Consider the following 20,391-nt stretch of genomic DNA (forward strand, 5'->3'; position numbering starts at 1 on the left):
CTGCATCACCAATCCGCTCGACGCCATGGTCTGGGCCCTGCAGCAGTTCTCGGGCCTGCCCAGGGAGAAGGTCGTCGGCATGGCCGGCGTGCTCGACTCGGCCCGGTTCGCCTACTTCCTCGCCGAGAAGACCGGCGTCTCCATCCAGGACATCCACGCCTGGACCCTGGGCGGTCACGGCGACGACATGGTGCCCATGGTCCGCCATTCCACCGTCGGCGGCCTGCCCCTGCCCGACGCGGTCAAGGCCGGCTTCCTGTCCCAGGCTGAGCTGGACGCCATCGTCGACCGCACCCGCAAGGGCGGTGGCGAGATCGTCGCCCTGCTCAAGACCGGCTCGGCCTTCTACGCCCCGGCCGAGAGCGCCATCGCCATGGCCCGCTCCTATCTGCTCGACCAGAAGCGCGTCCTGCCCTGCGCCGTCTGGCTCTCGGGCGAATACGGCCTGAAGGATCTCTACGTCGGCGTCCCGGCCCTGATCGGCGCCGGCGGCGTCGAGAAGGTCATCGAGTTCACCACCAATGACGACGAGAAGGCGATGTTCGCCAAGTCGGTGGAGTCGGTCCAGGGCCTGATCCAGGCCTGCAAGGATATCGACAGCAGCCTGGTCTAGGGCGCTAACGCTCGCCGCGCGGCGGCTCGCTGCTTGAGCGCCGCGCATGGAATGGAAAAGGGCCGCGGAGCGATCCGCGGCCCTTTCTTCTGCGCTGGCTATTGCGCGGGAGCCGCCGTCACCAGCCCCTGCGCAAACTCCCGCAGCAGCTGAAGCCAGACCACCGTCGGCTCACGCAGTTGTTCGGTTCCGGTGTTGGTCAGGACGACGTCGTACTGGACCACCGCGCTGGCGTCCCCGCCCGCCGTCGCCGCCGGCGCAAAGAAGGCCTTCAGGAAGCGGTGCTCGCGGTTCCAGTCATTGATCTGCTCCGCGGTGATCGGGCCGGTGAAGACGGCGCTGAACTGGACATCGTCGCACAGGCTCGGCCCGCAGCCGTAGAAGGTCAGGTTCCAGGGCAGGGGCTGGTCCGCGATGTGCAGGCTGGTCAAACCCTCGCGGACGACCGGCTCGCCGACCGCGCCGCCCAGACCCGTCAGCCAGGTCCGCGTCTCGGCGACCGCGACCCCCGTGACAGGGACCGCCGCCGGCGGCGCAGTCTGCGCCAGGGCCGCGCCGGGCGCGGCGGCAAGGACGAGGGCGGCGAGCAGGGCGGGCAGACGCATGGCAAATCTCCGGGGTCGCGACCGTTAGAGCCATCGGCCCGAGCGGAATTGTGGCGCCAGCCTACGCCGTTCTCTGACGCGCCAGCCAGTCGGCTCCTGACATCTCGTTGAGCCGGGAGACCGTCCGCTCGAACTCGAACGCGCCGATCCCCTGCTGATACAGGGCCTCCGGCGCCGCCCCGGCCAGAACCACCAGCCGAGTCCCGGCCTCATACAGGGCGTCGACCAGGGTCACGAACCGCCGCGCTGCCTGATGATTATCGGGTCCCAGAACCGGGACATCCTCAAGAAACAGGGTGTGGAACCGTTCGGCGACGGCCAGATAGTCCTGCGGCCCCAGCGGCGCCTCGCACAGCTCCGCAAACGTCGCCCGCGCCAGGCCGCCATCGGTGCGCGCGATCACCACCTCGCGCCCCAGCACCTTGAGATACGCCGGGCATTCGTCCTGCTCGCCCTTGAGGTCGGACCACAGGGTCTCGAACCCGGCCCGCGCATCGGCGTCCGCCGGCGTGAACCAGACCCGGTCGCCCATCAGCCGGTCCAGCCGCCAGTCGCGTGACCCGGCGACGCTGACCACCACACACCTCCGCTCCAGCATGGCGATGAAGGGCAAGAAGAGCTGGCGGTTGATCCCGTTCAGATAAAGCTGGTCCGGCGCCCGGTTCGAGGTCACCGACAAGACCACGCCCCGCTCGAACAGGGCCTCGAACAACCGGCCCAGGATCATGGCGTCGGCGATGTCGGTCACCTGCAGTTCGTCGAAACACAGCAGCCGCGCCTCGGATGCGATCAGCTCCGCCACCGGCTTGATGGGGTCGTCGCCCTTCCACTGGCCGAACACGGCCTTGCGCGCCTTCGCATCGCCTTCGCGCCATTGACGCACGAGATCGTGCACCCGGGCCATGAAGGCGTGGAAATGGGCGCGGGTTTTGCGCGGCTCGGGGACCGAGGCGCAGAACATGTCCATCAGCAGGGACTTGCCCCGCCCCGGCGGCCCCCAGAGGTAGACCCCCCGGACTTCGGCCTGACCGCCGAACAGCCCGCCCATCGGCGCCTTGCGCGCGAGGTCCTTCTCCAGCCGCGTCAGGGCCTCGACCACCGGAATCTGCGACGGATCGGGCGTCAGCCGGCCTTCGGCCAAACGACGGTCATAAGCGGTGCGTATGCGTGAGGGCATCGTTCTCGGGCTTAGCGGCGCCCGCGACCGCTGAAAAGCGATTGCTTCGCGCCCGCGAAAGCCCACATAGGCGAACCAGCACAATCAGCGCTCAAGCAGCGAGGCTCCGCGAGCCGAGCGGTAGCGCGTCCGAAGGACACCAACATGGGTTACAAAGTCGCCGTCGTGGGCGCCACCGGCAATGTCGGCCGGGAAATGCTGAACATCCTCGAGGAACTCGATTTCCCCGTCGAGAAGATGCACGCCGTCGCCTCGCGCAAGTCCAAGGGCGTCGAGGTGTCGTGGGGTGACAAGACGATCAAGTGCGAGGACATCGAACTGTTCGATTTCTCGACCGTCGACCTGGTGCTGATGAGCGCCGGCGGCGACGCCTCGCGCCTGTGGTCGGAAAAGATCGGCAAGGCCGGCCCCATCGTCATCGACAATTCCTCCGCCTTCCGCATGGACCCGGACGTGCCGCTGATCGTGCCCGAGGTGAACCCCGACGCCATCAAACTGGCGACGAGGAAGAACATCATCGCCAACCCCAACTGCTCGACCGCCCAGCTGGTCGTGGCCCTCAAGCCCCTGCATGACGCCGCCAGGATCAAGCGCGCCGTGGTCTCGACCTATCAATCGGTCTCGGGCGCCGGCAAGGCGGGCATGGACGAGCTGTGGAACCAGACCAAGGCCATCTACGGCCTCGGCGACGCGCGGCCGAAGCTGTTCCCCAAACAGATCGCCTTCAACGTCATCCCCTTCATCGGCGCCTTCCAGGACGATGGCTACACCGACGAGGAAGCCAAGATGTGGAACGAGGTCCACAAGATCATGGACCCCGCGATCAAGCTGACCGTCACCTGCGTGCGCGTGCCGGTCTTCGTCGGCCACTCCGAATCCGTGAACCTCGAGTTCGACCGCCCGATCAGCCCCGACGAGGCCCGCGCCCTGCTGCGCGACGCCCCCGGCGTCATGGTCATCGATAAGCAGGAGCACGACGGCTACATCACCCCCGTCGACGCCGCCGGCGAACACGCTGTCTATGTCAGCCGCATCCGCAAGGACCCGACGGTCGAGCACGGCCTGTCGCTGTGGGTCGTCTCCGACAACCTGCGCAAGGGCGCCGCCCTCAACGCCGTCCAGATCGCCCAGCTGCTGGACGAGACGGGGATCATCAAGCCCGCCTCGGGGTATCGCTCGATCACCGTCTGACGACCGTGGCCCCCGCCCCGTCCGCCACGCCCCGCGCCGCCCTTCTGTCGGCCTTCGGCTGCTACGTCATGTGGGGCTTCATGCCCCTGCTGTTCATGGCCCAGGCGGCGGTCGGCTTCGACTCGCTCGAAATCCTCGCCCACCGCGCCCTCTGGGCGGTGGCGGTCGCGGGCCTGCTGGTGCTTCTGGCGAAACAGGGCGATCAGGTCCGCGCCGTCCTGACCACGCCGAAGACGCTCGGCTGGCTGGTCCTGTCCACGGCCCTGATCGGCGTCAACTGGGGCCTCTATGTCTGGGCCACCACCCATGAGGCCACGCTGGAAGCCAGCCTCGGCTACTATATCAACCCGCTGCTCAACATGGTCGTGGGCCTGTGGCTGTTCCGCGAGAAGATCGACAAATGGGGCTGGGTCGCCATCGGCCTGGCCGCGATCGGCGTGCTGTTCCAGACCCTGGCCCTCGGCCGTCCGCCGTGGATCTCCATCGTCCTGGCCCTCAGCTTCGCCAGCTATGGCGTGATCCGCAAACGCGTGCCCATCGACGCCCAGGCCGGTTTGCTGGTCGAATGCCTGCTGCTGGTCCCGTTCGGCCTCGCCTGGGTGCTGTGGCTCCAGCACACGGGCGCGGGCGTGGCCTTCGACAGCCCGGCCAACACCGCCTGGGCCCTGCTGAACGGCCCCGCCACCGTCCTGCCCCTGGCCCTGTTCGCCTGGTCGGCCCGGCGCCTGCCGCTCTCGACCATCGGCTTCATCCAGTTCCTCGCCCCGACCCTCCAGTTCGCCGTCGGCGTCTGGGCCGGCGAGGCCCTGACGCCCCTGCGCGTCACCAGCTTCGTCTTCATCTGGGGCGGTGCGGGCGTCTTCGCGGCGGCCGCCCTGTTCCGCCACCGCGCCGCGCGCGAGGCGCTGAAGCGGTCAGCGGAGCCGGTCTGAAGGCGTGGCCAGTGGCTAGTGGCCAGTGGTTAGTGATTGCAGCCTCGCCGCCGGCGGAAGGGCGACGCGGACAGCGCGCAAGCACCGCTGTTGGCCATCCACTAGCCACTCGCCACTAGCCACTCGCCACTCACAACCCCCCGTACACCGCCTCCACCAACCGCACCGCCCGCGGGTCGCCGATCAGGTGCGGCGACTGGCGGGTCATCACATAGGCTCCCGACACCCGCGCGTCCGGATCGGCGAAGGCGCAGCTGCCGCCCCAGCCGCAATGCCCTGCCGCCGTCGGATTGGGCCCGAAGATGTGCAGCCCCTCATTGCGCATCAGCCCCGCCGCCCAGCTGATGTCGAACGGCAGCACCCGGTCGCGCCCATGGATCCGCTCGCGCAGCATCTCCGCCCGCACGCCGGGCGACAGCACCGTCCGTCCGTCCAGCATCCCGCCGTCGGCGACCACGGCCATGATCCGCGCCAGATCCTTCGCCGTGCCGTGCAGATTGGCCGAGGGCAGCTCCATCGTCCGCCACTCCGCCGAGCCGCGCCCGCCGGGGGCCGAGCCGCTGTCGAGGAAGGCGGCGCGCTTGACCGCGTCGATGACGCCCAGATCGGGCGCCGCCGTCGGCTTCTTCATTTGCGCCACCCGGCCGTGCTCGGCCTCGGGCAGGCCGATCCACAGGTCGAGGCCGGGAAAGTCCTCGCGCAGGGCCGTTCCCATGCTGCGCCCGTCGACGATCCGGAACAGCTCGCCGGCCAGCAGGCCGATGGTGATCGGGTGATAGCCGGACGCCGTCCCTGGGGCCCACATCGGCGCCTGTTCGCTCAGCCGCGCCAGCGCCGCCTCGCGGTCGAACCAGATGGTCGGATCCACGCTCTCCGAGAACCCCGGCAGCCCCGCCTGATGGCTCATCAGCTGGCCGACGGTGACCCGGTCCTTGCCTGCCTGTCCGAACGCCGGCCAGTCGTCCGCGACCGCCCGCTCGTAATCCAGCAGCCCCCGCTCCACGCAGGTGGCGATCAGCAGCATCATCACCGCCTTGCCGGTCGAGAACACCGGCGTCAGCGTGTCCTCCCCGAACGGCCGGGTCTTCGCCGCATCGGCCCAGCCGCCCCACAGATCGATCACCACCTCGCCGCCGACACAGACGCTGAACCGCGCCGCCTGCTCGTTCAGCCCCTCGGGCGCCTCGGTGAAATTGGCCGCGAAGGCGTCCTTCACGGCGGCGAAGCGCGGCGGGCAGAGGCCGTGGATGTCGAAGCTCATTCCGCAGTCCGCGCCGCCGCCGATGCCGCCCGCGCCGCCTCGAACTCCGCCCCCGCATTCCATTCCGGCCAGGCCCGGCTGTCGGCCAGATCGCGGCCCACCAGATACAGCAGGTCCACGTCCACCGCCGCCCCGTCCATCACCCACTCGGGCGTCCATTCGTCCGAGGGTTTGTGATAGCGGTTGGCCACATAGTCGCGGCTGGCGGCGTTGTGCCCGGTGAAGCCCGCCGCCCCGAACAGGGCCGGCACGCCCATCTTCGCCAGCGGGAAATGGTCTGAGCGGTAGAAGCCGCCGGCCTGGGGCGCCGGATCGGGGATCAGGGTCCGCCCCTGTTCCGTCGCCCGCCGCTCCAGCCAGACATCCGTCTCGCTCTTGCCCGCCCCCATGACCACGATCTGCGGCGAGACCTCGCCGGGCAGGAAGGAGTCAATGTTGATATTGGCCACCGTCGTCTCCAGCGGCCAGACCGGATTGGCGGCATAGTATTCGGCCCCCAGCAGCCCCGCCTCCTCGGCCGTCCAGGCGGCGAACACCACCGACCGCTCGGGCGCCGCGCCCGCCTTGAACAGCCGCGCCAGTTCGATCAGCCCGGCCAGTCCCGTCGCATTGTCGACCGCCCCGTTATAGATGTCGTCGTCCCCCACCGGCGTCGCGCGGCCGTAGGCGTCCCAGTGGGCGCCGTAGAGCACCGTCTCGTCCGGATGCGTCGCCCCGGGGATGCGCGCCAGCACATTGCGGCTCTCGATCCGGTCGGCGGTCTGGCCGAAGTCGATCGACATCGTCACCCCGGTCAGGGCCACCGGCGTGAACTCAGGCGTCCGCGCCGCGTCGCGCAAGGCGGCGTAGTCGAGGCCCGCATCGCGGAACAGCTGCTCGGCGACCGGCCCCTGGATCCAGCCCTGGGCCGGGACCCGCTCGGCCTCCGGATCGGCCCGCACGATGTCGAATTTCGGGGCCGTCGACGACCCCTCCAGCACGCTCCACGGATAGCCGGCGCCGGCCGTGTCGTGGATCACCAGCACACCCGCCGCCCCGCGCCGCGCCGCCTCCTGGAATTTGTAGGTCCAGCGGCCGTAGAAGGTCATCGCATTGCCGTCGAACCGCCCCGCCACCGGATGCCCCTCGGGCGCGCCGAAGTCGGGGTCGTTGACGATGACCAGCAGGATCTTGCCCCGCAGGTCCATGCCCTTGAAGTCGTCCCAGCCCCGCTCCGGCGCGCTGACGCCATAGCCGGCGAACACCACCGCCGCGTCCGTGACCGTGATCCGGTCCACCGGCCGGTCGCTCGACACCAGCAGGTCCGGTCCCCGCGCCAGCGCCCGGCTCGCGCCGCCGCTGCTGACCGTGATCGTCGCCGACCCGGCCTGCCGCGTCCGCCCCAGCTGCGCCGTCTGCACCCACGACCCATCCGGCCCGCCCGGCTCCAGCCCCAGGGCCTGGAACTGGCCGACCAGATAGTCGACCGTCAGCTGCTCCCCCGGCGTCGCCACCCCGCGCCCCTCGAACTCATCCGACGCCAGCACCCGCACATGCTCATTCAGCCGCGCCGCGTCGGCCTGCTGGGCAAGGGCGGGGGAGGCCGTCAGGACGACGGCGGCGACGGCGGCGAGGAGGATACTGTGCTGGGTCATGCGACCGTTCTAGACCCATCCGTCAAAGGCCGTCACCCTCGGAACCGCGGCGCTGGCCTGCCCCTTGTCATCCCCGACGTGACAGAGACCAGTGGCGCGCCGAAGCGGTCATGCGGAATGTCTGTTGAGCCCACCGTCGGAAGCGGACTGTCGCCTGACGCTCGTTACCCGTCACAATCCGAAGAAATCACGCTCCCTGTTCGCGCCCTTCCCTTTCCAGCCAGCCAAGGGGACAGACCCTTGCACCGCCACCGTGTTCCATAAAACGAATGCACCCATTGCTGACCGTCTCGAAGCACCGTGGATTACGGCTCGGTGAAAATGCCGGAAGCTACGTGCGCGTGCCCCAGCAGCCTCCAGTTTCCGTTATGGACCTCAGCGACGTTCGTCCACGAACCAATGACCACCACCGCGCTGCCCTAACTCGATTCAGGCAACGGCAGCCCCTGCTTCCGCGCGACCGTAGCGAGATCCACCCGACGGGAGACCTCGAACCACCGGAACAGCAGCGAGATGTGATTGCGCACCGTGAAATGCGACAAGCCCAGTGCTCTGGCGATCTCCTTGTTTGACAGCCCCTGTCCAAGCAGACCGAGGATCCGGATCTGGCGCTCAGTCAGCGCGTCAGACGCGTTCGGCACACCGGGCGACCTGCAGTGACGCCAGAGCCGACGCACCGTCTGGAGCAGTCGGTCTTCTGAATAGGGCTTGGTCAGAAAATCAGCCGCCTCCAGGTCGAACGCCATCGATGCGTATTCGGGGCCCGCTGCAACGAAGACCAGTCCCTGCCGATACACTGAAGGACCGTCCCGCTCGGCCAGACGCCTGCTCTCCGGCATCGTTATGTCGACGAAAACAGCGTCGAGCGCCAGGGCGGGGCTTTCCAGGACGAAAGTGTTCGCCGTCGGGCATTCGAGGACCACCGACGTGCGCGGCGTGACCGTCCGGCTCAACAACTGGTTCAAGCGAGACCTGGCGGCGTCGTCCGGGTCCACGATCGCGACCTTCAGGGGACCTGCCGCCTTCTCAATCATCCGAATGGAGTTGATCACGCGTCAGCGCTTTCTCATTTACCGCCGACCGACGACCCCGCATCACGCCGCAGGCTGGCCCAGCAGGCGAGCGCGACGACGAGACCGAGGGCGATGCGAAGGATGTCGAGATACAGTCTCGGCACCTCGAGCTGCAGATTACCGATGATGCCCTCCTGGATGGAGTTCAAAGCCGCGTGCCCAAGGGCGGCCGGCCAGAAGCTTCCGGACCGGATGGTCAGCCAGCCGAAAAGGAAGGACAGGCTGAGGGTCTGCAGTGGAAAAAGGACGAAGGTCCCCAGGATCGGATAGTCGGGATAGTTGTAGCCGGCGAGCAGCACGGGCAGATGGTAGGCCCACCAGATGGCGGCCAGGAGCAGGAGCCCCCGGGTCACGCCGATACGGCGGATCAGATGTCCTTGCAGGAAGCCGCGCCAGGCGAACTCCTCGCCGGCCGTGACCCCGAGGGTGATCACGGAGAAGACGACGGCCGTCGCGGCGACGTTGCCCAGAAAGAGAGGCCATGCCTGGAAGCCATCGCCCAGAACCCAGGGGCCTCCGGTTGTTGTGACTCCGCGCCCTTCGAAGGCGAACCATCCCGACGTCGCCAACCCGCTGCCGACCAGAATGGCCAGGATCACGAAAGCGATAATGGTCGGGATGAAGACACCCAGAGGCAGATAGGCGACGCGGCCGACTTTCCAGAGCAGGCCCGCACGCGCGGCGGGGTTGAAGAAGATGAACGCCAGGGCAATCACGCTGGGCGACCACATAACGGCCATGAGCATTATGACGGTCTGCGGACTGTCCAGGCCCCAGCGCTGAACGGCGACGATCTGCAGGGTCCAGGAGACCGCCAGGGCCAGTCCCGTGAACAGGGCGATCGATCGCCACCCCATGGTGAGGGCCGTACGGGGGGAGGCGGCTGGCGACAGAGATTCAGGCATGAGACCGTTCCTCGAAGAAAGGCGGCGCACGCCGCGGAGGGGCTGGGAAAAGGCATTGCGCAGCGGACCCCGCCCCGAACCACGCTGTTCGCGGCAGGTACCGGTGGCGACACATGAGGCAGGGGTCCCGTTGCCCGGCTGGTCCGGACGGGCGCTGCCGCCGGCACCGGGATCAGACAGGCGCCAGGACGTCCGGGATCAATGACGCGGAGGCGCCGGGTCGGCGGGCAGTCACCCGGGTCCCGTCGGGGGCCGACCCCGTCGCGGTGCCATCCAAGGGACGACCGAAGACAGAAGCAGTCTGCCCGCGATGAAGATCAGCGTAAGAACCACGGCGGCCGACGGAAACAGCCAGAGACCAAGAAGCTCGCGGGCTGAGGCCGGGTCATCGATGACTCCGATGAACGCGGTCCCGGGGCCGACCCAAAGGCCCGCATGGACGGGGTCGAAGATCTTCAGCGCCACCACCAGGACAATGACGCCCGCGAGGATGGCCAGCAGGATCAGGGCCAGCAGGGCGATGGCGGCGCCGACGCTTCGGTGTGCGCGATTGGCCACGAACCGGGCGAGGTCGCCGGCGCGCTGGGATCCCAAGGCTTCGTAGGCCTCGATCTCGTCGACGAAGCGGCGGGCATGGCGCTCGGCCGGACCGAATTCGCTCAGGACCTGCTGAACGGATCCGCCCGACGCCATCCGGTCCTCGATGTGCGACCGGGTCTCGCGGACAATATCGTCGCGTTCGCGCACCGGCAGGTGGCCCAGCGCCCAGCCCAGACGGCTTAGCCAGCGTTCAAGCTCGGCCTGATCGGTCATGGCCGGACTCTCCTTTCAAGAAAATGGGTCAGCCGGGAAGACATCTCCGACCAGCTGGCGCGCTGGGCCCGTAGCTCTTCGCGCCCGGCATCGGTGATCGCATAGTATTTTCTGGGGCGGCCGTTCTGCGGGTCGAGTCGCCACTCGGCTGCGGTCCAGCCCGACTTCTCGAGCCTGTGGAGCAGGGGGTAGACCGCCCCTTCGGCAAGCTGAAGACCTGCGTCGCTGCGGAGGCGCTCCAGGATTTCGAGCCCGTAACAGGCTTCTTCGTCGAGCAGGCTCAGCAGCGCCAGCTCAGCCAGGCCCTTCAGCATCTGGGTTCGCTGGACCGAGTCGTGTTCAAGTGCGGGGTTGTGTTTCAATGACATCTTGTAATGCAAGATATCGTGATTTTCAGATTTGGCAAGCGCATGGTTGCTCCGTCGCACCGTCCGACTGAGCCAACGTCCAGCATCGTGGGAGACGTCCGCTACGGGTCGAGCGCAGACCTCTTGCACCGACACCCCTGTCGAGCGCTACCGCCCCTCCAGCCAGCCCAGCACCCCGTCCGCCGCCACCACGCCTGAGGCCATCGACGCCTGCAGCAGATAACCCCCCGTCGGCGCCTCCCAGTCCAGCATCTCGCCCGCGACGAACACGCCGGGCATCGCCGTCAGCATCAACCCCTGATTCATCTGGTCCAGCCGCACCCCGCCCGCCGAGGAGATCGCCCGCGCCAGGCCCTGCACCCCCGTCAGCGTCAGCCGCACCGCCTTGATCCGCTTGGCCAGCTTGTCGGCCCCCGCCGGCAGCTCTCCGGGGATTTCCCGCAACAGCCCGACCGCGACCGGCGACAGGCCCGCCACCTTCCGCAACCAGTTGGTCGCGCTGTCCTTGCCGCGCGGCTTCGCCAGCCGCCCCGCCAGAGCCTCGACGGTCAGATCGGGCCGCAGGTCGACGGTCAGGCTCGCCAATCCGTCCCGCGCCACCGCCTCGCGCAGCGGCGCCGACAGCGCATAGACCGCCCCGCCTTCCAGCCCGTAGCGGGTCACCATCGCCTCGCCGCGCACGGTCCGGTCGCCGTGCGTCAGGGCGACGGGCTTCAGAGGCTGGCCCGCGAACCGGTCCGCGAACACCTCGGACCAGGCCACGTCGAAGCCGACATTCGACGGCCGGAACGGCGCGACCGCCACGCCTTCCGCCTCCAGCCAGTCACGCCAGCTCCCGTCCGACCCCAGCCGCGGCCAGCTCGCCCCGCCCAGGGCCAGCATTACCGCATCCGGCGTCTCGACCCGCTCGCCGTCCGGGGTGTCGAACACCCAGCCGCCGTCGCGACGACCGATGAGGCGCGACCGCGTCCGTACCTCCACCCCCAGCGCGTTCAGCCGCCCCAGCCAGGCCCGCAGCAGCGGCGACGCCTTCATCGCCCGTGGAAACACCCGCCCCGACGAGCCCGTGAACGTCGCCTGCCCCAGTCCCTCGGCCCAGCCGATCAGATGGGTCGGCGAAAACATCTCCAGCCAGGGCCCGACCACGCCCGCCGCATCGCCATAGCGGCCGGTGAACGGCGCGATGTCCTCCGAATGGGTCAGGTTCAGCCCGCCGCGCCCCGCCATGAGGAATTTCCGCGCCACGGACGGCATGGCCTCATGCACCGTCACGGCCACACCCGCCCGCGCCAGCCGCTCGGCGGCCATCAGCCCGGCCGGCCCGGCCCCGATGATGTGTACGGTCCTGTTTGTGTCGCTCATGGCCGACCCACTACCCTGTTCCGAGGCGAACGTCCGGCGAAAGCGGGTTCTTCACAACGGGCACAACGGGGTCACAAAGGACACAATGGGTCCCGGGATGAGGAAGGCCCTGGACCCGCCGTCGATGAATTGAGACGAATGATGATCGAGGCCAGGGCCTCGATCGGATCAATGCGGCGAACGCCTCAATCCCCGGCAAACGGATCAAGTCACGGACGTCGGCACACACCCGGTCCCGTCGTGTCCGTTGTGACCCCGTTGTGCCCGTTGTGATGAACCTCCATGCCGCAGGGCGAAAGAAACCGCTCCGGGAACCCCCGAAACCCGCATACGCTCATCCCCCATGAGCGTCGCCTTCACCCGCGAGGAAGATCTGGAGGCCACGGCCGCCGATCTTCCCGACCGTCCGATTTCGCCCCATCCGAACCTGGTCACGAGGGCGGGCCTGGCGTTGATCGAGGCCGCCCTGGCCTCGGCCCGCGCGGCCTATGCCGCCGCCCAGGCGAAGGGCGACATCGAGGCCGACCGCACCGCCATGGCCCGCGCCACCCGCGACCTGCGCTACTGGTCGGCCCGCCGCGCCACGGCGCAGCTGGTCGAGACCGAGCCGGAGGGCCGGGTCCGCTTCGGCGGCTCTGTCACCCTCGAACGCGCCGACGGCCGCACCCAGACCTGGCGGATCACCGGCGAGGACGAGGCCGACCCCGCCGCCGGTTCGGTCAGCCACGTCTCGCCCCTCGCCGTCGCCCTGATGAACAAACAGGTCGGGGACGAAGCCGTCGTCGCCGGCCAGGCCGTCGAGATCATCGCCGTCGATTGATCGTCAATGGTTGCCCCGGCTCCCCGCTTGCCCCACCCTGTGGGCAGACGGCGCTGGCGTAGCGCCTCCTGCGCTCAAGTAGCGCGAAGCGCGGTAGCGCAACGAAAAGAGAAAGAGCCGCCCATGGCCCGAAAGCCCAACTACAGTTTCGAGCGTCAGGAACGCGATCGCGCGGATGCCAAAAAGGCCGCCGAAAAGGCCGCCGCCAAAGCCGAAAAGAAAGCCGCCGCCGCCGCCCGCAAGGAAGCCGGCCTGCCGCCGCTCGAGGACTGACGACACCCGGACAAACGGTCGCGCCGCGCCGGGGCGGGCGTGCCGGGCATTGCGTGTCTGCACGCCCCGGCTATGGTCGCGTCATCCCGAGCAACAGGATTGTGACTCATGCGCTACCGTCTCGTATCGTTCGCCGCCCTTCTGGCGGCCATCGCCCCGGCCGCCCCGGTCCTGGCCTGGTCTCACGATACGGCGGCGCCGGTCGCGGTCATCTCCGCCCCCGCCCTGCCGCAGGCCGCCCCGCTGCAGGGCGCGCCCGTCGCCGACCTGGTCGCCCGTGTCGACATCCCCTGGTCGCGGTTCCAGCTCGACAACGGCCTGACCGTCATCGTCCACGAGGACCGCAAGGCCCCGGTGGTCGCCGTGTCCATCTGGTACAATGTCGGCTCCAAGGACGAGCCCGCCGGCTCCACCGGCTTCGCCCACCTGTTCGAACACCTGATGTTCGGCGGCTCGGAGAACTCCCCGCAGAGCCACATCCAGGCCATGAACGCCGCCGGCGCCACCGGCCTGAACGGCACCACCTGGTTCGACCGCACCAACTATTTCCAGACCGTCCCGACCCCGGCGCTGGAGCAGACCCTGTTCCTCGAGAGCGACCGCATGGGCTTCCTGCTCGGCCAGGTCGGCCAGGAGGTGCTCGATCTGCAGCGCGGCGTCGTCCAGAACGAGAAGCGCCAGCGCGACAACCAGCCCTACGGCCTGTCCTCCTACGCCCAGCAGGAGGCGCTGTTCCCCGTCGGCCACCCCTACCGCCACTCGACCATCGGCTCGATGGCCGACCTCGACGCCGCCAGCCTCGAGACCGTGCGCAACTGGTTCCGTGACAACTACGGTCCGAACAACGCCGTGCTGGTCCTGTCGGGCGACATCGACGAGGCGGCCGCCCGCACCCTGGTGAACCGCTATTTCGGCTCCATCCCGCGCGGTCCGGTCAATGTGCCCGCCGAGGCCGACATTCCCACGCTCGCCGCCCCGGTCGAGGAAGTCCTGTACGACCGCGTCGCCCAGACCCGCGTCAGCCGCGCCTGGGTCGTGCCCGGCATGCTCGATCCGGACGCCGTCCTGCTCAGCGTCGGCGCCTCCATCCTCGGCGGCCTCGCCTCCTCGCGCCTCGACAACGCCCTGGTGCGCGGCGACCAGACCGCCGCCGGCGTCAGCGCCGGGGCCCAGGCCTTCCACCGCCTCGGCTTCTTCAGCTATTCGGTCAACGTCAAGCCGGGTCAGGACGCCGCCGCCGTCGCCGCCCGCATGGACGCCGTCTTCCAGGACTTCCTCGCCAACGGCCCGACCCAGGACGAGATCGACCGCGTCGTCACCCAGTACGCCGCCCGCACCATCCAGGGTCTGGAACAGGTCAACGGCAAGGCCTCAGCCCTGGCCGAGGGCCAGCTCTACGCCGGCGACCCCGACTTCTACCGCAACCAGCTGGCCGCCTATGCCGCCGTCACCCCGGCCCAGGTCCGCGACGCCATGCAGCGCTGGCTGAACCGCCCGGTCTACAGCCAGATCGTCCAGCCCGGCGAGCGTCAGGCCTATGTCGAGGCCGCCGCCGTCCCGTCCGGGGCTGCGCCGGTCCCCGCGACCGAGATCGTGCGCGTCCCCCGCGACCCCATGCCGGCCATCGGCGACGTCCCCAACCTCGACTTCCCCGACGTCGAGCGCGCCGCCCTCTCGAACGGCATCGAGATCGTCTACGCCCGCTCGACCACCGTCCCCGTCACCCGCGTCGCCGTCGAGTTCGACGCCGGCTACGCCGCTGATGACGCCAACAGCCTCGGCGTCCACTCCATGATGCTGACCCTGATGGAGGAGGGCACCACCACCCGCGACTCCAACGCCCTGGCCGAGGCGCGCGAGCGGCTCGGCGCCTCGGTCAACATGGGCGCCTCCATGGACCGCACGGCGGCCAGCCTGACCACCGTCACCACCAACCTCGACCCCTCGCTGGTCCTGCTGTCCGACGTGGTGCGCAACCCCGCCTTCGCCCCGGCCGAGGTCGAGCGTCTGCGGGCCCAGCGCCTCGCCGGCCTCGCCGCCGAACGCACCCAGCCCGCGGCCCTCGCCGCCCGCGCCCTGCCGCCGCTGATCTATGGCGAGGCCAGCCCCTACGGCCGTCCCTTCGGCGGCACCGGCACGCCCGAGACCATCAGCGCCCTGACCCGCGAGGACCTGGTCGCCGAACACGCCGAATGGGTCCGCCCCGACAACGCCCGCATCTTCGTCGTCTCCGACCTGCCGCTGGCCGATGTCACGGCGCGGCTGGAGCGGGCCTTCGGCGACTGGCGCGCCCCCGCGACGCCGCGCGGGACCAAGGCCTTCCCGGCCGACATCCCCGCCACCACCGCCCGCATCGTCCTGATCGACCGGCCCCAGTCGCCGCAGTCGATCATCTACGGCGGCGCGGTCCTGCCCGTCTCCGGCACCGACGACCTGCTGACCCTGCAGGCCGCCAACACCGTGCTGGGCACCGACTTCCTGTCGCGGATCAATGCCGATCTGCGCGAGACCAAGGGCTGGTCCTACGGCGTGCGCGGCTCGATCAACACGCTCCAGCACCGGGCGCCCTACATCGTCAACGCCCCGGTCCAGGCCAACCGCACGGGTGAGTCCATCGCCGCCCTGATCGCCCAGTACGAGCGCTTCCTGACCACCGACGGCGTCACCGCCGCCGAGCGGGACCGCACCGTCAACGGCGACACCCGCGGCCTGGCCGGTGGTTTCGAGACCTCGGGCCAGATCCTCGGCGCCCTGCGCTCCAACGCCCTCTACGGCCGTCCGGACAACTATCAGGAAACCCTGGCCAGCCGCACCCGCGCCCTGACCGCCGACCAGATGGACGCCGCCGCCCGCGCCGCCATCAACCCGAACCAGTTCGTCTGGGTCGTCGTCGGCGACGCCTCTGTCGTCCAGCCCCAGCTGGAAGCGCTGGGCCTTCCGATCGAAGTCCGCCCGGCGCAGTAAGACAACGGCTTCTCCTCCCCCTTCATGGGGGAGGGGGACCGCGCGAAGCGTGGTGGAGGGGCGGCCGGTGCGCCGCCCCTTTTCCTTGCGCGCAGTGTCAGGGAGCTCCGCCGCCGGCACACCTGGCGCGCACCCTCTCATCCAAAGGGTCGGCGCGCCCCGCGCGCCCGACACGCCCAGCCCCGGTCGCCCGACCCGGCGCGGGTCAAGGACAGGCCGTCCCGGCCTGCCGCGCGAGCGGCGCGCAGCGTCCTTGAGGCGCGTCGGGGCGGGTGGCACCCAATCCGCGTTTCCCCGCCCATGTAACGGGGAACATTCTTCTCGGTTGTCACCCTCCACCCTTCCTGCGAGGGTTTCACAATCGGGCGGGTAAGGGTCACCACAAGGCTGATCTTTGGGGGTGGGATGACGAAGCCAACGTTTCTGGATGCGGTACCAGTCGGGCGCATTTTCCTCGCGCTGAACAACCCTCGACACGAGCCCTACGAGACCGAGGCTCAGGCCATCGAGTATCTGTGCGAGCACGAAAACGTGCATGCGCTCGCGCGGGACATCGCAAAGCACGGGATCAATCCCCTTGAACGATTTGCCTTGCTACCGATCGACAAGAAGAAAGTCGGGCGGCCAGACGCGTCGTACACCTCCGCCGAGGGCAATCGGCGAATCTGCGCGATCAAGCTGCTGAATGATCCCGACCTCGCTCCAGCGCGCCTGCGGAAGTCTTTCGAAAGGCTGGCGGAGCAGTGGACGCCCGTGAAATCCGTGCCAGCGGCGGTATTCACCGACGCAGACATTGTGCGGATCTGGCTTCAGCGACTGCACACGGGTGCCCAAGGCGGTGCGGGACGGAAGGAGTGGAATGCTGACCAGAAGCAGCGCTTCGATGGGGGCTCAAAGAACAAGCTCGCGCTCGAGATCCTCGATTACGCCGAAGCCGAGAAGTTCATCACCAAGAGTGAACGCAAGGGGCGGCTGACGACAGCGCAGCGATTCCTTGGGAACAGCATCTTACAGGAAGTGCTTGGCATTGACGCTTCGAACCCAGACGAGGTCGTCCGCACTCGTCCGAAGGAAGAGTTTGACGTCCTGCTGAAGCGGTTCATCAAGGACCTGCTCGAAGGCAAAGAGGTGACCTCCCGGAAGAACAGAGAGGACATCGTCAAATATGCTCGGCCGCTGAATGGGTTGGCGGGCGTAACTACAAAGCGGATCGAGCCCGAGTCCCTCGCCGGCAACGCAAGTGACGGCACCGGCAAGCGCAAGGCCCCGAGGCGCAAGCCGCAGCAGCCGCAACACGCGAAGCATGTTCAGTACGAGGACGAGATTTTCACAGCGCTCAAAGCACTCGGGAATGCGAAGCTGAGCAGTCTTTATCACTCAATCACATCGGTCGATCTCGATCCCCATACGCCGCTGCTCGCGGTCGGAACATGGTCGTTCTTCGAGACCCTAACGGCCTTGGCGGGTCGGAATGAGGGCGTCAGCCTCGACGCTTGGCTTAGCAAGGCGAAGCTGGCCAGCTACGGGATCAGCGGGGACTCGGTCTCGTCGCTCCGGTCGGCGATGGTGCAGATTCGAGAGTTCGGCAACACCACAAAACACCATCCGGTCGCTGCGCTGTTCAGCGGCGATCAGTTGAATAATGACGTCTGCACACTGAAGGTGGTGATCCTCAAAGCCATCGAAGAGGCGGCGGGAAAGGGGGCCTGAGCTCCCTCTGTCCCAGACCGATGCGCGTTGCTAGAACCCCGTCGGAGCAGAGGGAGAGGGCGTCTCGAACATGACAAGGGGAACCTCACCTCTCCGGTATCCTGGCGGTAAGACGTCGATGCTGGACCTGACCTCGTTGGTCCTTCGGATGAACGCCCTCGAGCGCGGCCACTATGCCGAGCCCTATGCTGGCGGATGTGGATTGGCCTTGGCCTTGCTCTACGGCGGGCACGTTTCTGATATCCACATCAATGACATTGATCCGGCAATCTGGTCATTCTGGCACTGCGTATTGAACGACTTCGACGCCTTCACTGAGAAAGTTAGGACGACTCCGGTCACGATCGAGGAGTGGTTGAAACAGCGTGAGCTTTATCGATCAAACGCCAACGATCCCTTAGATCTAGGTTTCGCGGCGTTCTTTCTGAACCGCACTAACCGTTCAGGCATCATCAAGGCTGCAGGCGTTATCGGCGGCCTAGGGCAGACCGGCGACTACAAGCTCGACTGCCGCTACAATCACGACGACCTCATCCGCCGCATTGCGAGGGTTCACAAATATCGGGACCGAATACATCTGACGAATCTCGACGCTCTCGCTTTCCTTGAGCGGTGTGAGGCGGCGTTGCCTGCCGACTCGCTCCTCTTCATTGACCCGCCTTACTATAAGAAGGGGCCGGGTCTCTACACGAGCTTCTACCGCCCGGAGGACCACGAGAAGGTCGCTGAAGCGGTTCTATCGGTCGATCTGCCTTGGTTAGTCACCTACGACGATGTCCCGGAAATTCGACGTCTTTATCGCACGCGCCGTCAGTTCAGCTTCGATATCAATTATTCGTTGCACGAGAAGCGAATCGGAAGTGAGTTGCTCGTTGCTTCCAAGGGTCTGAAGCTGCCGGAGGTGTTTCGGGCGCGCCAAGTGAGCCGGCCACAGTACCGTTCCGCCGCGTAGTCCGCCGCTGTCGTCTTAGCGGAACTCTACATTGCTCGGGGAAAAAGACTCGTCGATCATAGTGGCCTCAGCGGGCGCATTCTTAACAATGGCGTCCCAGACTTTCTTGCCAAAGCGCCCGTCAATGCGGGCGTATTCAAGCGCATGAAGGATCTCAATGCGTTTGGACCGACCGCCGAACTTGTCCTCGAGATTGTAGAACTCAATCGCTTGAAGGTTCCCAGCTTGGTCGTTCTCGTCGACAAATTTCAGAAGTGCTGAAATGAAGTCGCCCTTGATTGCATAAACACTGCTGAACGGGTCTTCCTCGTAGGTTTCCCGGGCGATGTTCTCATGGAAGATCGGTTCAAGGCGATTGTAATAAGCGAACGCGAGGGAGTCGCTGAACCTGTCGGGGTTCTGGACATACCCGAGAAGAAAGTTCTGCCGCTTCAACTCGTAGAGGGCAATCAGTTGGGGATCCATGTTTAGTCTCCGTTGTCGGGGGCAATATGGTGATGGTGCCCAGCCCATCAAGGCTATGCGGGGCAGGCTTTCGGCAGTGAAGCCAAGAAAAAAGGGCGGCCCCGTCCCCGGAGCCGCCCTCTTCTGTCTCAGCTTAAACCGCCGAGCGACCGGACCCCGGCTTTCGCCGGGGCGTCCCGAGGCGAGCCTTTCGGCCCGCCCCGATCCGCTTAAAAGTCCATATCGCCCATGCCGCCCATGCCGCCGCCGCCCATGCCGCCGCCGGCGCCGCCACCGCTCGCCTTCTTCGGCGCATCGGCCACAGCCGCTTCCGTGGTGATCAGGATGCCCGCCACCGAGGCGGCGTCCTGCAGGGCGGTGCGCACGACCTTGGCGGGGTCGATGACGCCGGCCTGGATCATGTCGACATACTCTTCCGTCTGGGCGTTGAAGCCGTAGGTGGCCGAGGCGTTTTCCAGCACCTTGCCGACGACGATGGAGCCTTCGACGCCCGCGTTCTCGACGATCTGACGGATCGGGGCCTGGATGGCGCGGCGGATGATGGCGATGCCGGCGGTCTGGTCGGCGTTGTCGCCTTTCAGACCTTCCAGCGCCTTGGTCGCCTTCAGCAGGGCGATGCCGCCGCCGGGGACGATGCCTTCTTCAACGGCTGCACGCGTGGCGTTCAGCGCGTCGTCGACGCGGTCCTTCTTCTCTTTCACTTCGACCTCGGTCGAGCCGCCGACGCGGATGACCGCGACGCCGCCGGCCAGTTTGGCCAGACGTTCCTGCAGCTTCTCCTTGTCGTAATCCGAGGTGGTGTCCTCGATCTGCTTCTTGATCTGGCCGATGCGGGCCTCGATCGCGTCCTTCTCACCGACGCCGTCGACGATGGTGGTGTCGTCCTTGGTGATGGTGACCTTCTTGGCCTTGCCGAGCATGTCGAGGGTGACGTTCTCGAGCTTGATGCCGAGGTCTTCCGAGATGACCTGGCCGCCGGTCAGGACGGCGATGTCTTCCAGCATCGACTTGCGGCGGTCGCCGAAGCCCGGGGCCTTGACGGCGGCGACGCGCAGGCCGCCCCGCAGCTTGTTGACGACGAGCGTGGCCAGGGCCTCGCCCTCGATGTCCTCGGCGATGATCAGCAGGGGACGACCGGATTGCACCACGGCTTCCAGGATCGGAAGCATCGACTGCAGCGACGAGAGTTTCTTCTCGTGCAGCATGATGAGGGGCTCCTCGAGCTGGACCTCCATCTTGTCGGCGTTGGTGATGAAGTAGGGCGACAGGTAGC

18 protein-coding genes and 1 pseudogene are annotated in these 20,391 nt (G+C 67.5%); 8 read left to right on the forward strand and 11 right to left on the reverse strand.

Translation table 11 applies throughout. The features are described 5' to 3' along the window. A pseudogene (locus tag B3E43_RS10520) lies at positions 1-613 on the forward strand (malate dehydrogenase); the annotation flags it as partial. Between the two features lie 98 nt (positions 614-711). Here the strand turns inward: B3E43_RS10520 and B3E43_RS10525 are convergent. Together B3E43_RS10525 and zapE are read right to left on the reverse strand one after the other, a co-directional pair. Continuing rightward, positions 712-1,218, reverse strand: a complete 507-nt coding sequence (locus B3E43_RS10525) for a YbjN domain-containing protein (RefSeq protein ID WP_292029220.1) — start codon at positions 1,216-1,218, stop codon at positions 712-714. Between the two features lie 61 nt (positions 1,219-1,279). Then, on the reverse strand, positions 1,280-2,395 hold the full coding sequence (gene zapE / locus B3E43_RS10530) for a cell division protein ZapE (RefSeq protein ID WP_292029222.1): 1,116 nt from the start codon (positions 2,393-2,395) through the stop codon (positions 1,280-1,282). A 144-nt stretch (positions 2,396-2,539) separates the two neighbouring features. Here zapE and B3E43_RS10535 point away from each other — a divergent pair, with 144 nt between their 5' ends. Then, positions 2,540-3,586, forward strand: coding sequence for an aspartate-semialdehyde dehydrogenase (locus B3E43_RS10535; RefSeq protein ID WP_292029225.1), 1,047 nt, complete (start codon positions 2,540-2,542; stop codon positions 3,584-3,586). A 5-nt stretch (positions 3,587-3,591) separates the two neighbouring features. Continuing rightward, positions 3,592-4,518 (forward strand): EamA family transporter RarD, encoded by a 927-nt coding sequence (gene rarD / locus B3E43_RS10540; protein WP_292029227.1) that lies wholly within the window; start codon positions 3,592-3,594, stop codon positions 4,516-4,518. A gap of 130 nt (positions 4,519-4,648) precedes the next feature. On the opposite strand, the gene B3E43_RS10545 is transcribed toward rarD, so the two are convergent. The 7 genes from B3E43_RS10545 to B3E43_RS10575 all read right to left on the reverse strand — a co-directional run bounded on the left by B3E43_RS10545 (position 4,649) and on the right by B3E43_RS10575 (position 11,934). Continuing rightward, positions 4,649-5,779: a serine hydrolase domain-containing protein gene (locus tag B3E43_RS10545; RefSeq protein WP_292029229.1), complete on the reverse strand. Its 1,131-nt coding sequence runs from the start codon at positions 5,777-5,779 to the stop codon at positions 4,649-4,651. Beyond that, complete coding sequence (locus B3E43_RS10550; RefSeq protein ID WP_292029232.1) at positions 5,776-7,413, reverse strand: M28 family metallopeptidase; 1,638 nt, start codon at positions 7,411-7,413, stop codon at positions 5,776-5,778. Before B3E43_RS10550 ends, B3E43_RS10545 begins: the two co-directional genes overlap by 4 nt. Before the next feature lie 419 nt (positions 7,414-7,832). Continuing rightward, positions 7,833-8,465: a LuxR C-terminal-related transcriptional regulator gene (locus B3E43_RS10555; protein ID WP_292029234.1), complete on the reverse strand. Its 633-nt coding sequence runs from the start codon at positions 8,463-8,465 to the stop codon at positions 7,833-7,835. A gap of 14 nt (positions 8,466-8,479) precedes the next feature. After that, the gene (locus B3E43_RS10560) at positions 8,480-9,391 is read right to left on the reverse strand and encodes a CPBP family intramembrane glutamic endopeptidase (RefSeq protein ID WP_292029236.1); all 912 of its coding nucleotides are present in this window, start codon (positions 9,389-9,391) and stop codon (positions 8,480-8,482) included. 231 nt (positions 9,392-9,622) lie between these two features. Beyond that, on the reverse strand, positions 9,623-10,204 hold the full coding sequence (locus B3E43_RS10565; protein ID WP_292029238.1) for an HAAS signaling domain-containing protein: 582 nt from the start codon (positions 10,202-10,204) through the stop codon (positions 9,623-9,625). Next, entirely contained in the window at positions 10,201-10,584 is a 384-nt protein-coding gene (locus B3E43_RS10570; RefSeq protein WP_292029240.1) for a PadR family transcriptional regulator, read from the reverse strand. Before B3E43_RS10570 ends, B3E43_RS10565 begins: the two co-directional genes overlap by 4 nt. A gap of 135 nt (positions 10,585-10,719) precedes the next feature. Then, the gene (locus tag B3E43_RS10575; protein ID WP_292029241.1) at positions 10,720-11,934 is read right to left on the reverse strand and encodes an NAD(P)/FAD-dependent oxidoreductase; all 1,215 of its coding nucleotides are present in this window, start codon (positions 11,932-11,934) and stop codon (positions 10,720-10,722) included. Between the two features lie 343 nt (positions 11,935-12,277). On the opposite strand from B3E43_RS10575, the gene greA reads away from it, so the two are divergent. The 5 genes from greA to B3E43_RS10600 all read left to right on the forward strand — a co-directional run bounded on the left by greA (position 12,278) and on the right by B3E43_RS10600 (position 18,653). Further along, complete coding sequence (gene greA / locus B3E43_RS10580; protein ID WP_292029243.1) at positions 12,278-12,754, forward strand: transcription elongation factor GreA; 477 nt, start codon at positions 12,278-12,280, stop codon at positions 12,752-12,754. Positions 12,755-12,877: 123 nt separating this feature from the next. Further along, a complete protein-coding gene (locus tag B3E43_RS10585; protein WP_284222964.1) occupies positions 12,878-13,027 on the forward strand; it encodes a hypothetical protein in 150 nt (49 codons plus the stop codon). A gap of 108 nt (positions 13,028-13,135) precedes the next feature. Beyond that, on the forward strand, positions 13,136-15,991 hold the full coding sequence (locus B3E43_RS10590; RefSeq protein WP_292029248.1) for a M16 family metallopeptidase: 2,856 nt from the start codon (positions 13,136-13,138) through the stop codon (positions 15,989-15,991). Positions 15,992-16,396: 405 nt separating this feature from the next. Further along, positions 16,397-17,701, forward strand: a complete 1,305-nt coding sequence (locus B3E43_RS10595) for a hypothetical protein (RefSeq protein ID WP_292029250.1) — start codon at positions 16,397-16,399, stop codon at positions 17,699-17,701. 70 nt (positions 17,702-17,771) lie between these two features. Further along, positions 17,772-18,653, forward strand: coding sequence for a DNA adenine methylase (locus tag B3E43_RS10600; protein ID WP_292029252.1), 882 nt, complete (start codon positions 17,772-17,774; stop codon positions 18,651-18,653). 15 nt (positions 18,654-18,668) lie between these two features. Here the strand turns inward: B3E43_RS10600 and B3E43_RS10605 are convergent, their stop codons facing one another. Together B3E43_RS10605 and groEL are read right to left on the reverse strand one after the other, a co-directional pair. After that, positions 18,669-19,118 carry a hypothetical protein gene (locus B3E43_RS10605; RefSeq protein ID WP_292029254.1) on the reverse strand — a complete coding sequence of 150 codons (450 nt, stop codon included), beginning with the start codon at positions 19,116-19,118 and terminating at the stop codon, positions 18,669-18,671. Positions 19,119-19,327: 209 nt separating this feature from the next. Further along, positions 19,328-20,391: chaperonin GroEL (gene groEL / locus B3E43_RS10610; RefSeq protein ID WP_292029256.1), on the reverse strand; the 1,064-nt coding region annotated here is incomplete at its 5' end.

The organism is Brevundimonas sp. UBA2416, assembly GCF_002343105.1.
Taxonomy (GTDB): domain Bacteria; phylum Pseudomonadota; class Alphaproteobacteria; order Caulobacterales; family Caulobacteraceae; genus Brevundimonas.

What these genes read in the sequence shown, in the direction of transcription:
- B3E43_RS10525 (WP_292029220.1), bottom strand. Translation starts at nt 1,218, where the DNA reads ATGCGTCTGCCCGCCCTGCTCGCCGCCCTCGTCCTTGCCGCCGCGCCC.
- zapE (WP_292029222.1), bottom strand. Translation starts at nt 2,395, where the DNA reads ATGCCCTCACGCATACGCACCGCTTATGACCGTCGTTTGGCCGAAGGC.
- B3E43_RS10535 (WP_292029225.1), top strand. Translation starts at nt 2,540, where the DNA reads ATGGGTTACAAAGTCGCCGTCGTGGGCGCCACCGGCAATGTCGGCCGG.
- B3E43_RS10545 (WP_292029229.1), bottom strand. Translation starts at nt 5,779, where the DNA reads ATGAGCTTCGACATCCACGGCCTCTGCCCGCCGCGCTTCGCCGCCGTG.
- B3E43_RS10550 (WP_292029232.1), bottom strand. Translation starts at nt 7,413, where the DNA reads ATGACCCAGCACAGTATCCTCCTCGCCGCCGTCGCCGCCGTCGTCCTG.
- B3E43_RS10560 (WP_292029236.1), bottom strand. Translation starts at nt 9,391, where the DNA reads ATGCCTGAATCTCTGTCGCCAGCCGCCTCCCCCCGTACGGCCCTCACC.
- B3E43_RS10565 (WP_292029238.1), bottom strand. Translation starts at nt 10,204, where the DNA reads ATGACCGATCAGGCCGAGCTTGAACGCTGGCTAAGCCGTCTGGGCTGG.
- B3E43_RS10575 (WP_292029241.1), bottom strand. Translation starts at nt 11,934, where the DNA reads ATGAGCGACACAAACAGGACCGTACACATCATCGGGGCCGGGCCGGCC.
- greA (WP_292029243.1), top strand. Translation starts at nt 12,278, where the DNA reads ATGAGCGTCGCCTTCACCCGCGAGGAAGATCTGGAGGCCACGGCCGCC.
- B3E43_RS10585 (WP_284222964.1), top strand. Translation starts at nt 12,878, where the DNA reads ATGGCCCGAAAGCCCAACTACAGTTTCGAGCGTCAGGAACGCGATCGC.
- B3E43_RS10590 (WP_292029248.1), top strand. Translation starts at nt 13,136, where the DNA reads ATGCGCTACCGTCTCGTATCGTTCGCCGCCCTTCTGGCGGCCATCGCC.
- B3E43_RS10595 (WP_292029250.1), top strand. Translation starts at nt 16,397, where the DNA reads ATGACGAAGCCAACGTTTCTGGATGCGGTACCAGTCGGGCGCATTTTC.
- B3E43_RS10600 (WP_292029252.1), top strand. Translation starts at nt 17,772, where the DNA reads ATGACAAGGGGAACCTCACCTCTCCGGTATCCTGGCGGTAAGACGTCG.
- B3E43_RS10605 (WP_292029254.1), bottom strand. Translation starts at nt 19,118, where the DNA reads ATGGATCCCCAACTGATTGCCCTCTACGAGTTGAAGCGGCAGAACTTT.